Origin of the sequence: Thermus scotoductus DSM 8553 (assembly GCF_000381045.1) — a bacterium.
Taxonomy (GTDB): Bacteria; Deinococcota; Deinococci; order Deinococcales; family Thermaceae; genus Thermus; species Thermus scotoductus.
In genome coordinates this window covers 1-12337 of sequence record NZ_KB905748.1, presented here as the reverse complement: position 1 = coordinate 12337, position 12337 = coordinate 1, and the positions used below count along the sequence as shown (strand labels likewise).

Below are 12337 nucleotides of genomic sequence, written 5' to 3'. Positions count from 1 at the left end.
TTTTCCCACTTCAGGTTTACACTCTAAGCATGGAGGACCCCCTGGCCCACCTGCCGCGGGAGCTTCTGCACAAGGATCCCCTGGGCTACGTGGCCCGGGGGGCCCAGGCTTTGCCCAAGGACCTCCGGGGGGCCTGGCTCCTAGGGGTGGTGAGCGGCTTCCTCTGGCCGGAAGCCCCTGTGCCCAAGGATCTTTCCGCCTTCTTCCGCCGCATGGAGGGTGCCTGGCGGGAGGCGGAGGAGTACTTCCTGGAAACGGGGCTGGACTTTCCCGTGCTGGTGAGCCAGTGGGCCAGGGAGGCCCTGGATCCTCTTCTCCACCGCAAAAAAGAACCTCCCTGGGAAAGCCTCGCCCTGGCCTTCCACGGAGGGCAGAAGCTGGGACGGTACCTGCGGAGCCAGGCTAGGGGTTAACCACCATCCGCTCGCAGGGCAAAGTAAGGCGAGAGAACCAGGTAGCCTCCCAAAACCAGGAATAGGAGAAGGATCCCCACCCACCAACGAGTTTTCATGGGGATACTCTAGCCAGCACACACCTTGGCGTCAATCCTTAAAGGATACGCTTTCCCAGGAGACTCGAGGCCAATCCCACCATCATCTCCGCGGTGCGGTTACGCTCGTCCAGAATGGGGTTCACCTCCACCAGGTCCAGGCTCCGCACCCGGCCCGACTGGGCCAGGATCTCCATGAGGAGGTGGGCCTCCCGGTAGGAAAGGCCCCCGGGCACCGGAGTCCCCACCCCGGGAGCCAGGGTGGGATCCAGGACGTCGGCGTCCAGGGAAACGTGGAGGGGCAGGCCGGAAAGCCTTTCCAAAACCTCCTCGGCGATGCGAGCTACCCCCAGGCGGTCCACCTCGTGCATGGTGTAAACGGTAACCCCCATTTCCCGAAGAAGCCGCCTCTCCCCGGGGTCCAGGCTCCGCACCCCCACCAGGACCACCCTCTTGGGATCCACCGCCTGGAAGGCCTCCGTGAGGCGGGGGTGCCCAAGCCCGCAGAGCACCGCCAGGGGCATGCCGTGAATGTTTCCCGAAGGGCTGGTTTCCGGGGTGTTGAAGTCGGCGTGGGCGTCCACCCAGACCACCCCAAAGGGCCCCTTGGCCACCCCGCTCACCGAACCCATGCTTAAGGAGTGGTCCCCGCCCAGCACGATGGGAAATACCCCCTCCGGCAGGGAGCGAAGCCGCTCCTTGAGCTCGAGGGCCGCCTGGCGGATCTCCTCCAAGTAGTTCTCCCCGCCGAAGCGCAAGCCCTTTCGCCTCAGGGTTTCCGCCACGGGTACCCGCACGTCCCCCAGATCCTCCACCGCCAGACCCAGGGCCTCGAGCTCCTCCGCCAGCCGGGCATAGCGCAAAGCGGAAGGCCCCATGTCCACCCCACGCCGGCCTGCGCCTAAGTCCATGGGCACACCCAGGATGGCCACCCGCTCCATGGGGGGCATGCTAGCAGAAAACCCCATGCACCGCTTGGGAACTTTATGCCAACCCCCTAGGAGGAAGGGGCTTTTGGCGCTATACTTAAAAGGGTGGAACACTGCGAGGTGGCAAGCATCAACCTGGCCCGCCTCCTGCGGGAAGGGGGCACGGCCCGCGCCACAGGCGTGGTCCAGGAAGCCTTCTTTGTAGGCGAGGAGCGCTTCCCCTTGGAAGGAGAGGCCACCTGGAAGGTGGCGGTCTCCGCCGTGGGAGGGGATGAGTACTGGCTTTCGGGTGAGGTGGAGGGCGTGGTCCTCATGGAGTGCCGCCGCTGCCTCAAGCCCACCCCCACCCCCATCCACGCCCACTTCCAGCACCTCCTCCGCTACCAGCAGGGCCTCGAGGACCTCACCTTCCACGAGGAGGCCGAGGAGGAGTACTACACCTTTGGCGCACCCGACCTGAACCTTCTCCCCTTCCTCACCGAGGCGTTCGTGACGGAGATGCCCTACACCGTCCTCTGCCAGGAAGGGTGCAAGGGCCTCTGCCCGGTGTGCGGGGCGGACCGCAACCTGGTGGACTGCGGCCACGAGCCGGAGGTCCACCATCCCCTCCTCGGCCTTAAGGACCTCCTTCCCGAACTCTAGCGGGTCTGCTATACTACCAGGGGTTTAGCGGGGGCCAAGCCCCCCTGGAGGATTGGAGATGGCCAAACACCCTGTACCCAAGAAGAAGACCTCAAAGGCGCGGCGCGATGCCCGCAGGAGCCACCATGCCCTGACCCCCCCGACCCTGGTCCCCTGCCCCGAGTGCAAAGCCATGAAGCCCCCGCACACCGTCTGCCCGGAGTGCGGCTACTACGACGGGCGCAAGGTTCTGGAAGTCTAGATCGGGTCAAGATAAGGGGCCCCTGAACCTTGGGCCTCAACTTTTTTCACTGCCAATGGGTATAGTGGTGCCCATGACGGGAGGTCAGGCGTCGGGCATCCTGGCCCTGGGGGCGTATGTTCCCCAAAGGGTCTTGAGGAACGAGGACTTTGAGGCCTATCTAGACACCTCGGATGAGTGGATCGTGACCCGAACCGGCATCCGGGAACGGCGCATCGCCGCCGAGGACGAGTACACCTCGGACCTGGCCTTCAAGGCGGTGGAGGACCTTCTTGGACGCCACCCAGGAGCTCTGGAAGGAGTGGACGGGGTCATCGTGGCCACCAACACCCCCGACGCCCTCTTCCCCAACACCGCCGCCTTGGTGCAGGCCCGCTTCGGCATCCAGGGCTTCGCCTACGACCTGTTGGCGGGTTGCCCGGGCTGGCTTTACGCCCTGGCCCAGGCCCACGCCATGGTGGAAGCGAGCCTGGCCCGTAAGGTCCTGGTAGTGGGGGCCGAGGCCCTTTCCAAGATCGTGGACTGGAACGACCGGGCCACCGCGGTGCTCTTTGGCGATGCGGGAGGGGCCGCGGTGGTGGGCCGGGTGCGGGAGGGCTTCGGCTTCCGCTCCTTCGTGCTGGGGGCGGACGGTAGCGGGGCCAAGGAGCTCTACCACGCCTGCGTGGCCCCCAGGCTTCCCGACGGGACCTCCATGCGCAACCGCCTCTACATGAACGGGCGGGAAGTCTTCAAGTTCGCCGTGCGGGTGATGAACACCGCCACCCTCGAGGCCATAGAAAAAGCCGGCCTCACCCCGGAGGATATCAAGGTCTTCGTGCCCCACCAGGCAAACCTACGCATCATCGACGCCGCCAGGGAGCGCCTGGGCCTTCCCTGGGAACGGGTGGTGGTCAACGTGGACCGCTACGGCAACACCTCCACCGCCTCCATCCCCCTGGCCCTCAAGGAAGCTGTGGAGGACGGCAGGATCCAAGAAGGCGATCACGTTCTTCTGGTATCCTTCGGGGCCGGGCTCACCTGGGCCGCCACGGTCCTCACCTGGGGGGGAGCCTAATGTACGCCGCCCTCTTCCCCGGCCAAGGCTCCCAGAAGGTGGGTATGGGAAAAGCCCTTTACGAGGCTTTCCCTGCCGCCCGCCAGGTGCTGGACCGAGCCGAGGCCACCCTGCCCGGGCTCCTAAAGCTCATGTGGGAAGGCCCCGAGGAGGCCCTCACCCTCACGGAAAACCAGCAACCCGCCCTCCTGGCGGTGGGCTATGCCGCCTACCGGGCCTTCCTGGCGGAAGGGGGAACCGAACCCTCCCTAGCCGCCGGGCACTCCCTGGGGGAATGGACCGCCCACGTGGCCGCGGGCACCCTAGAGCTGGAGGATGCCCTACGGCTGGTGCGCCTCCGGGGCCGGTACATGCAGGAGGCCGTGCCCCCGGGAGAGGGAGCCATGGCCGCCATCCTGAAGCTTCCCCTCGAGGCCATCCAGGAAGCCCTGGCGAGGTTAGAGGGAGTGGAGATCGCCAACCTAAATGCCCCCGAGCAGACGGTGATCTCCGGCAGGAAGGAGGCGGTGGAGGAGGCGGCGGAAAGGCTAAAGGAAAAACGGGCCCGGGTGGTTTTCCTCCCGGTCTCCGCCCCCTTCCACTCCTCCCTCATGGCCAAGGCCCAAGAAAGGCTGGCCCGGGACCTGGCCCAGGTGCCCCTGAGGAAGCCCCGCTTCCCCGTCTACTCCAACGTGACCGCAACGCCCGAGGAGGACCCCGGCCGCATCCGTGAACTTCTCCTGGAGCAGATCACCGCCCCCGTGCGCTGGGTGGAGATCTTAAAGGACATGGAAAAGAGGGGGGTCCGGCGCTTTTTGGAGTTCGGTAGCGGGGAGGTGCTGAAAGGCCTGGTGGCCCGTACCCTGAAGGAAGCGCACGCCCTTTCCGTGGGGGACCCGGAAGGGGTAAGGAAGGCGTTGGAGGTGGAGGATGCGTAAGGCACTGGTGACGGGAGCCAGCCGGGGCATCGGCCGGGCCATCGCCCTCAGGCTGGCCCGGGAGGGCTACGCCCTGGTGATCCATTACGGGCAGAACCGGGAGAAGGCGGAGGAGGTAGCGGAGGAGGCCAGGAGGCTGGGAAGCCCCCTGGTGGGGGTTTTGGGGGCCAACCTCCTGGAGGCGGAGGCCGCCACGGGCCTGGTCCACGGGGCGGCGGAGATCCTGGGGGGCCTGGACACCCTGGTGAACAACGCCGGCATCACCCGGGACACCCTCCTCATCCGCATGAAGGACGAGGACTGGGAAGCCGTGCTGGAAGCCAACCTCTCCGCGGTCTTCCGCACCACCCGGGAGGCCATCAAGCTCATGATGAAGGCCCGCTTTGGGCGCATCGTGAACATCACCAGCGTGGTGGGCATCCTGGGAAACCCCGGCCAGGCCAACTACGTGGCCTCCAAGGCGGGGCTTATCGGCTTCACCCGGGCGGTGGCCAAGGAGTACGCCGCCCGAGGGATCACGGTGAACGCCGTGGCCCCGGGGTTCATAGAAACCGAGATGACGGAAAAGCTCCCGCCCGAGGTGCGGGAGGCCTACCTGAAAAGCATCCCCGCAGGCCGCTTCGGCCGGCCGGAGGACGTGGCCGAGGCGGTGGCCTTTTTGGTCTCCGAGGCTGCGGGCTACATCACCGGCCAAACCCTGTGCGTGGATGGGGGGCTCACCCCCCATTGAAGGGGCCAGGCCCTAAGCTATACCCCGTGGTAAAATCCCCAAGGGAGGTTTTCATGACGGAGAAGGAGATCTTTGAAAAGGTGAAGGCGGTTATTGCGGACAAGCTCTCGGTGGAACCCGAGAAGATCACCCTCGAGGCCCGCTTCATCGAGGACCTAGGGGCGGACAGCTTGGATACCGTGGAGCTCATCATGGGCCTCGAGGACGAGTTCGGCCTGGAAATCTCCGACGAGGAGGCCGAAAAGATCCGCACCGTGAAGGATGCGGTGGCCTACATCCAGGCCAAGCTAGGCTAGAGCTAATAGGGCTTTTAAGGGGCGCTTTCCGCGCCCCTTTTCTTTTTCCCAGGGCTTTTCCCGGTATACTACCCCCATGCGACGCGTGGTGGTTACCGGCCTCGGACCCCTCACCCCCATCGGTGTGGGGGCGGAAGCTTACCATAAGGCCCAGCTTGCCGGGAAAAGCGGGGTGCGCCCCATCGCCCGCTTTGACGCCTCGGCCCTGCCGGTGCGCATCGCCGCCGAGGTGGACGTCAATCCCGAGGAGTTCATTGACAAAAAGGAGCTTAGGCGTCTGGACCGCTTTGTCCAGTACGCCCTGATCGCCGCCGAGCTGGCCCTGAAGGATGCGGGGCTGGAGCCCAGCGCCCTGGATCCCGAGCGGGTGGGTACCCTGGTGGGCACGGGCATCGGGGGCATGGAGACCTGGGAGGCCCAAAGCCGGGTTTTCCTGGAAAGGGGCCCGAACCGTATAAGCCCCTTCTTCATCCCCATGATGATCGCCAACATGGCCTCGGCCCACATCGCCATGCGCTACGGCTTCATGGGACCCAGCTCCACCGCCGTCACCGCCTGCGCCACGGGGTCGGATGCCATCGGAAATGCCTTCCGCATGATCCAGCTGGGGGAGGCGGATATCGTGCTGGCCGGGGGCACGGAGGCCGCCATCACCCCCATGGCCATCGGGGCCTTCGCCGTGATGCGGGCCCTTTCCACCCGGAACGAGGAGCCCACCAAGGCCAGCCGCCCCTTCACCCTAAGCCGGGATGGCTTCGTAATGGGGGAAGGAGCTGGGGTCTTGGTGCTGGAGGAGTACGAGCACGCCAAGAGGCGGGGAGCCAGGATCTACGCCGAGCTGGTGGGCTTTGGCCGGAGCGCCGACGCCCATCACATCACCGAGCCCCACCCCGAGGGGAAAGGCGCCGCCTTAGCCATGCGCCGCGCCCTTTTGGACGCCAAAGTGAACCCCGAGGAGGTGGGCTACATCAACGCCCACGGCACCTCCACCCCCGTGGGGGACCGGGCCGAGGTCCTGGCCATCAAGGAGGTCTTCAAGGAGCACGCCCAGCGGCTCATGGTCTCCAGCACCAAGAGCATGACCGGCCACCTCCTGGGGGCTGCCGGGGGCATCGAGGCCATCGCCACGGTGCAGGCCCTCTACCACGGGGTCATCCCTCCCACCATCAACCTGGAGGACCCCGACCCCGAGCTGGACCTGGACTTCGTGCCCGAGCCCCGGGAGGCCAAGGTGGCCTACGCCCTCTCCAACTCCTTCGCCTTCGGCGGTCAGAACGCCGTGCTTCTCTTCAAACGGATCTAGGGGATGCTCTACTCCAGGGAAAGGCTTCTGGATCTGGAGGCGGAAAGACTGGCACCCTACGCCCAGAAGGCCCGGGACACCCGGGGGCGGAAATACCCGGAACCCGAGTCCCCCTACCGCACGCCCTTCCAGAAGGACCGGGACCGCATCCTTCACACCACCGCCTTCCGGCGCCTGGAGTACAAGACCCAGGTCTTTCCCAACTGGGCTGGGGACTACTACCGCACCCGCCTTACCCACACCCTGGAGGTGGTCCAGGTGGCCCGCTCCATCGCCCGCGCCCTGGGCCTCAACGAGGACCTCACGGAGGCCATCGCCCTTTCCCACGACTTAGGCCACCCTCCCTTTGGCCACACGGGGGAGAAGGTCCTGAACGAGCTCATGCGGGACCACGGGGGGTTTGAGCACAACGCCCAGGCCCTCAGGATCCTCACCCAGCTGGAGGTGCGCTACCCCAGTTTCAAGGGCCTCAACCTCACCCATGAGGTCTTGGAGGGCATCGCCACCCACGAGGCCGCCTATACCCCGGGCTTCAAGCCGGAGTACGAGGGCAAGGGCACCCTCGAGGCCCAGGTGGTGGACCTCTCCGACGCCATCGCCTATGCGGCCCACGACCTGGACGACGGCCTCCGTAGTGGCCTCCTTCGCCCCCAAGAGCTCACCGAGGTGCCCTTCCTGGCGGAGCTGGCCCGGGAAGAAGGCCTGGACCTTTCGGAGCTAACCGAGCTTTCCCGCCGGATCCTGGTGCGCCAGCTTCTGGGCTTTTTCATCACCGCCTCCATAGAGGCCACCCACCAAAGGATAGAAGGGGCCGGGGTGAGGAGCCCGGAGGAAGTGCGCCGGCATCCTGAACGCCTGGCTGCTCTCACCCCTGAGGCCGAGCGGGCTCACCGGGAACTCAAGGCCTTTCTCATGGAGCGCTTTTACCGCCATCCCGAGGTCCTGAGGGAGAGGCGCAAGGCGGAAATCGTTTTGGAGAATCTTTTCCACACCTACACCCAGTACCCTGCGATCCTGCCCAAGGAGGTCCAGGCCCGGATCCCCGAGGAGGGGGTGGAGCGGGCGGTGTGCGACTACATCGCCGGCATGACGGACCGGTATGCCCTCGAGGCTTACCGGAAGCTCTTTCCCTGAGGGAGCTTAAGGATAAAATGGATAAGTGAAAACCCTGGATTGGAGTACCCTTTTCGGCGAACGGGCAAGCCGGATCCAGGCCTCCACCATCCGCGAGCTTTTAAAGCTCACCCAGCGCCCCGGCGTCCTCAGCTTCGCCGGGGGCCTTCCCCCCCCCGAGCTCTTCCCCAAGGAGGAGGCGGCGGCCAAGGCAGCCGAGATCCTAAGGGAAAAGGGCGAGGTGGCCCTGCAGTACGGGCCCACGGAGGGCTACTTCCCCTTAAGGGCCTGGGTGGCGGAGCGGCTTGGGGTGAGCCCGGAGGAGGTCCTCATCACCACGGGAAGCCAGCAGGCCCTGGACCTTCTGGGGAAGGTCTTTTTGGACGAGGGAAGCCCGGTTCTCCTCGAGGCCCCCAGCTACATGGGGGCCATCCAGGCCTTCCGGGCCTACGGCCCCCGTTTCCTCACGGTGCCGGCCGGGGAAGAGGGGCCGGACCTCAGTGCCCTGGAAGAAGCCCTAGACCAGGAGCGCCCCCGCTTCCTCTACCTCATCCCCTCCTTCCAGAACCCCTCCGGGGGGCTCATGCCCCTGGAAGCCCGCAGGCGCCTCCTGGAAATGGCCATGGAACGGGGGTTGGTGGTGGTGGAGGATGACGCCTACCGGGAGCTCTACTTTGGGGAAAGCCGTCTGCCAAGCCTTTTTGAGCTGGCCCGGGAGGCGGGCTACCCCGGGGTCATCTATCTCAGTAGCTTTTCCAAGGTGCTGGCCCCGGGCCTGAGGGTGGCCTTCGTCATAGCCCAACCCGAGGTTATTCTCAAACTAACCCAGGCCAAGCAGGGGGTGGATCTGCACACCCCGGTCCTCAACCAGATCCTGGTGCACGAGCTGGTGAAGGAAGGCTTCCCGGAACGCCTGGAGAGGATCCGCACCACCTACAAGGCCAAGGCCCAGGCCATGCTGGAAGCCCTGGACCGGGAGATGCCCAAGGAGGTGGCCTATACCCGGCCCAAGGGAGGGATGTTCGTCTGGATGACCCTCCCCGAGGGGCTTTCCGCCGAGGTCCTTTTCCAACGGGCCATAGAGGAAAACGTAGCCTTCGTGCCCGGAGGGCCCTTTTTTGCCAATGGGGGTGGGGAGAACACCCTGAGGCTTTCCTACGCCACCCTGGACCGGGAGAGAATCCAAGAGGGCGTGCGGCGCTTGGGACAGGCGCTAAAAGGGCTTTTGGCCGTGGTCTAGGAAGAGGAGGGGTTCCCGCTCCCTCAGGGCCCCTACAAGGGCGTCAAAGAAGGCCTCCCCCGCCTCCAGGGTGGCCTCCAGGTCCAGGAAAAGGCCAGGGGTCCGGCTGTCCACCTCAATGACCCAGTGCCCCTCAATGAGGCCCTGGGCCCACAAGGGAGGCCGCCGCTGGGTCAAATGGGCCAGCCGCTCCTTAAAGCGGTTGTAGCCCTCTTCCCACTCCTCTCCTCCTGCCTTGGCGGCCTTCCCCCCCGCGCTTTTGCCAAAGGCCCCGTGGTCTAAAACCACAACGTAGCCGATGACCACCTCCGGGTAGAGCATCTGGACAGAGGAAACCTCGCCGAGGAGGTCGTCCAATCGGTTGGGGAGGGAACCCAGGGGATTGCGGAGGACCGACTTGAGGGAAAGAAGGAGGCGAGGCTTCTCCCCTGGGTGCTGGATACGTCCCCCTCCCCCGCCGGCGAGGAGGGGGGCGAGCAGGACCACATCCCAGTCCTTCGCCCGGGCAAAACCCCGGACGCTCACTTCACCCCGGCTTCCTCCCAAAAGGCCCCTAAGGCCCCGGGCCTCCAGCCGAGCCATACAGTAGTCCGCCAAAAGATCCCAACGCCTCTTGCTCTGGGCTGGCTTTTCCAGCCCGTCCCAAACCGCAGCCTCTAGGGCCTGCCCTAGCTCCATCTAGTCCCCCACGACCTCCAGCACCTCCCCGGGCACCTCCCGGGCGAAGCGCTCCCGGGCGAGGGCGGCGTAGCCCGGCACCAGCTCCACCCCCAGGGCCCTCCTCCCCCACTTGGCGGCGGCCACCAGGGTGGTCCCGGTCCCGGCGAAGGGGTCTAGGACGGTATCCCCCACGAAGCTGAACATGCGCACCAGCCTCTCGGCGAGCTCCAGGGGAAAGGGGGCTGGATGGAGGCGGGTGCTCTCCCCGGGGATGTCCTCCCAGATTTGCCGGAAGAAGCGGTGGAAGTCCTCCTTGGAAAGGCGGCTTTTCTCCCGGGCTTCAGGGCTAGGCCTGCGGTAGCCTCCGGGCTTCCGCTGCATGAGGATGTATTCCACCTCCGTTTTGATGATAGCCCCAGGCTCATAGGGCTTGCCTAGGAAGACGCCGCGCCCCTCCACCTCGAGGCTGGCATTGGTGCGTTTGTACCAGAGGATGGGGTTCAGGTTGTCAAACCCGAGCTTACGGCACCTGACCTGGATGTCGGCATGAAGGGGAAAAACCAAGTGCCGCCCGAAGCGCCTCCTGGCCACGGCCACGTCCCCCACCACGATGATGAGCCTGCCCCCGGGCACGAGGAGGCGGAAGGCCTCGCGCCACACCCGGTCCAGCTCGTCCAAAAAGGCCTCGTAGTCCTCGATGTGGGCCATCTGGCCGGGCACATCCTCATACCGCTTAAGGGTCCAGTAGGGGGGGGAAGTCAAGACCAGATGGACGGAGGCCTCGGGGAATTCGGCAAGCACCTTCCGGGCGTCCCCCACGCGGAGGAAATGGGCCGCTTCCCCAGTAGGGAAAGGCCCCACCGCTTCCCCAACAGGGGGATACCCTGGGGACGGACCCGGACCATGGGCCTCCTCACCCGGAGCCCGCACCGAGACCAAGCCCAAGGGAGCCACCCTGCGAACCGGAGAGCGCTTCATTTGGGGTGATTATACAGGGTCTTCCAAGATGATCCCCTCAGGCCACTCCCCCCCGAGGGCGCCCCAGGCCTTCACCATGTCCCGGGGCACGGGGGCCCGGAACTCCAAGAAGCGCCCGGTCCTAGGGTGGGGGATCCTAAGCTCGTAAGCGTGGAGGGCCTGGCGGGGGATATGGGGGGAGGGCCGGCCGTAAAGCTCGTCCCCCAGGATGGGGGCCTTCAGGTGCTTGAGGTGGACCCGGATCTGGTGGGTACGGCCCGTGTGGGGCCGGGCCTCCACCAGGGCGTAGGGTCCGGCAGTGGCGAGAATGCGGAACTCGGTCTCCGCATACCGGGGCGCAATCCCCCCCACGTGCATCTTGTGCCGCTCCACGGGATGCCGGCCTATGGGGGCGATGAGGGTGCCCTCCTTGGGGTGCTCCTCGGTGATGGCCAGGTAGCGCTTCATCACCAGCCTGTCGCGGAAGGCCCGGGCCAGGGCCTCGAGGGCCCCCCCATGCTTGGCCACCACCAGGACCCCGCTGGTGTCCTTGTCCAGGCGGTGCACGATGCCGGGACGCACCTCCTCGGGCCGCTCGGCCTCCTGGAGAGGAAAGTACCGCCCCAACAGGGCGTTGACCACGGTGCCCGTGTATACCCCGGGAGCCGGATGGGTAAGAAGCCCCGCAGGCTTGTTGAGAACCAGGAGGTCCTCGTCCTCGTAGAGCACCGGGATGGCCAGGTCCTGAGGGGCCACGAAGGGCTTTTCCTCCGGGGGAACCACCAGCACCTCTTCCCCCTTAAGGCGGTAGGAGGCCTTCTCCACCACCTTTTCCCCCACCCGGACCCGGCCCTGGGCGATCCACTCCTGGGCCCGGCTGCGGCTTACCCCGCAGGCCTCGGCCACCGCCTGGTCCAGGCGCACCCCTTCCATGCGAAAGCGCACCACGCTCTCCATGATACGAACCCCAGCGTGGGCCTCGCCACGCCGGGGTCCTGCGGCAGGCTACATGAACCGCTTCCGCCTCTTGTAGGCCTTTACCTCCTTGAAGCTCTTGCGTCCGCCCCCTTTGGCCACCCCCAGGTAGAACTCCTGCACGTCAGGGTTTTCCAGAAGGTACTCCCGATCCCCCTCCAGGACCGGGCCAGCAGGAGGTTTTCCAGCACCGTGAGGCCAGAGAATAGCTCGATGTTCTGGAAGGCGCGGGCGATGCCCAGACGGGTCACCTCGTGGGGGCTTGCGCGGGTGATCTCGTGCCCCTCAAAGAGGATGCGACCTCGCTGGGGATGGTAGAAGCCCGATATGCAGTTTAAAAGGCTAGTCTTCCCCGCCCCGTTGGGGCCGATGACGGAGACCAGCTCCCCCTCCTCCACCGCCAGGGAAACCGACGAAAGAGCAGCCACGCCGCCAAAGGTTAGGGTGATGTTCTCCACCAAAAGCTGGGCCACGGAGTTCCCCCTTTTATTCCCTTCTATCCCCCCAGGGTTCGGAGCAGGTCGGGAAAGCCCTTCAGGTAAGGGTTCTTCCCCCACACCTGCTCCAGGGCGGCACTCCTTCCGCCCGGTATCCCGGGTCTCAGCCTTGACCCGGGGCGAGACCTCTCCGCATACCTCCGCAGAAGCAGGCGAAGGGTCTCCCTTTTCGGGGTGAAGGTGATGACGGACTCCTCCGGAGAACTTCTCCGGAGAAGGTTTCTGGCCGCGTTCACCTGGGCGTTGCCCCTGTGCCCACAAGCCTGGCAGACAAAGGTCTGGGTATCCCT

The 12337-nt window shown here is 65.8% G+C and carries 15 protein-coding genes and 1 pseudogene; 10 read left to right on the top strand and 6 right to left on the bottom strand.

The genetic code is table 11. The features are described 5' to 3' along the window. The first annotated feature begins 29 nt into the window (after positions 1–29). Positions 30–413 carry a hypothetical protein gene (locus F604_RS0107775; RefSeq protein ID WP_019551160.1) on the top strand — a complete coding sequence of 128 codons (384 nt, stop codon included), beginning with the start codon at positions 30–32 and terminating at the stop codon, positions 411–413. 136 nt (positions 414–549) lie between these two features. Here the strand turns inward: F604_RS0107775 and rocF are convergent, their stop codons facing one another. After that, on the bottom strand, positions 550–1440 hold the full coding sequence (rocF, locus tag F604_RS0107770) for an arginase (protein WP_026329061.1): 891 nt from the start codon (positions 1438–1440) through the stop codon (positions 550–552). 84 nt (positions 1441–1524) lie between these two features. On the opposite strand from rocF, the gene F604_RS12420 reads away from it, so the two are divergent. The 9 genes from F604_RS12420 to lysN all read left to right on the top strand — a co-directional run bounded on the left by F604_RS12420 (position 1525) and on the right by lysN (position 8958). Beyond that, positions 1525–2061: a YceD family protein gene (locus F604_RS12420; protein WP_026329060.1), complete on the top strand. Its 537-nt coding sequence runs from the start codon at positions 1525–1527 to the stop codon at positions 2059–2061. Positions 2062–2119: 58 nt separating this feature from the next. Then, entirely contained in the window at positions 2120–2302 is a 183-nt protein-coding gene (gene rpmF, locus F604_RS0107760) for a 50S ribosomal protein L32 (RefSeq protein ID WP_015716502.1), read from the top strand. 73 nt (positions 2303–2375) lie between these two features. After that, on the top strand, positions 2376–3359 hold the full coding sequence (locus tag F604_RS0107755) for a beta-ketoacyl-ACP synthase III (RefSeq protein WP_019551157.1): 984 nt from the start codon (positions 2376–2378) through the stop codon (positions 3357–3359). Continuing rightward, positions 3359–4276, top strand: coding sequence for an ACP S-malonyltransferase (gene fabD, locus F604_RS0107750; protein WP_019551156.1), 918 nt, complete (start codon positions 3359–3361; stop codon positions 4274–4276). The genes F604_RS0107755 and fabD overlap by 1 nt, the downstream gene beginning before the upstream one ends. Beyond that, entirely contained in the window at positions 4269–5006 is a 738-nt protein-coding gene (gene fabG, locus F604_RS0107745) for a 3-oxoacyl-[acyl-carrier-protein] reductase (protein ID WP_019551155.1), read from the top strand. The genes fabD and fabG overlap by 8 nt, the downstream gene beginning before the upstream one ends. 53 nt (positions 5007–5059) lie before the next feature. Continuing rightward, the gene (acpP, locus tag F604_RS0107740) at positions 5060–5302 is read left to right on the top strand and encodes an acyl carrier protein (protein WP_026329059.1); all 243 of its coding nucleotides are present in this window, start codon (positions 5060–5062) and stop codon (positions 5300–5302) included. Between the two features lie 76 nt (positions 5303–5378). Then, on the top strand, positions 5379–6605 hold the full coding sequence (gene fabF / locus F604_RS0107730; RefSeq protein ID WP_019551153.1) for a beta-ketoacyl-ACP synthase II: 1227 nt from the start codon (positions 5379–5381) through the stop codon (positions 6603–6605). A gap of 3 nt (positions 6606–6608) precedes the next feature. Then, positions 6609–7739 (top strand): deoxyguanosinetriphosphate triphosphohydrolase, encoded by a 1131-nt coding sequence (locus F604_RS0107725; RefSeq protein WP_019551152.1) that lies wholly within the window; start codon positions 6609–6611, stop codon positions 7737–7739. Positions 7740–7764: 25 nt separating this feature from the next. Further along, complete coding sequence (gene lysN, locus F604_RS0107720; RefSeq protein ID WP_019551151.1) at positions 7765–8958, top strand: 2-aminoadipate transaminase; 1194 nt, start codon at positions 7765–7767, stop codon at positions 8956–8958. Here lysN and F604_RS0107715 read toward each other — a convergent pair. The 5 genes and pseudogenes from F604_RS0107715 to F604_RS12035 form a co-directional block, all read right to left on the bottom strand. Then, complete coding sequence (locus F604_RS0107715; RefSeq protein ID WP_019551150.1) at positions 8932–9636, bottom strand: hypothetical protein; 705 nt, start codon at positions 9634–9636, stop codon at positions 8932–8934. The genes lysN and F604_RS0107715 overlap by 27 nt on opposite strands. Further along, positions 9637–10596 carry a DNA-methyltransferase gene (locus tag F604_RS0107710; RefSeq protein WP_019551149.1) on the bottom strand — a complete coding sequence of 320 codons (960 nt, stop codon included), beginning with the start codon at positions 10594–10596 and terminating at the stop codon, positions 9637–9639. 9 nt (positions 10597–10605) lie between these two features. Next, a complete protein-coding gene (locus tag F604_RS0107705; protein ID WP_019551148.1) occupies positions 10606–11532 on the bottom strand; it encodes an RluA family pseudouridine synthase in 927 nt (308 codons plus the stop codon). Between the two features lie 182 nt (positions 11533–11714). Further along, positions 11715–12023: pseudogene (locus F604_RS12040) on the bottom strand (ATP-binding cassette domain-containing protein); the annotation flags it as partial. Between the two features lie 23 nt (positions 12024–12046). Beyond that, a partial coding sequence (locus F604_RS12035; RefSeq protein WP_026329117.1) for a zinc ribbon domain-containing protein occupies positions 12047–12337 on the bottom strand: 291 nt, incomplete at its 5' end.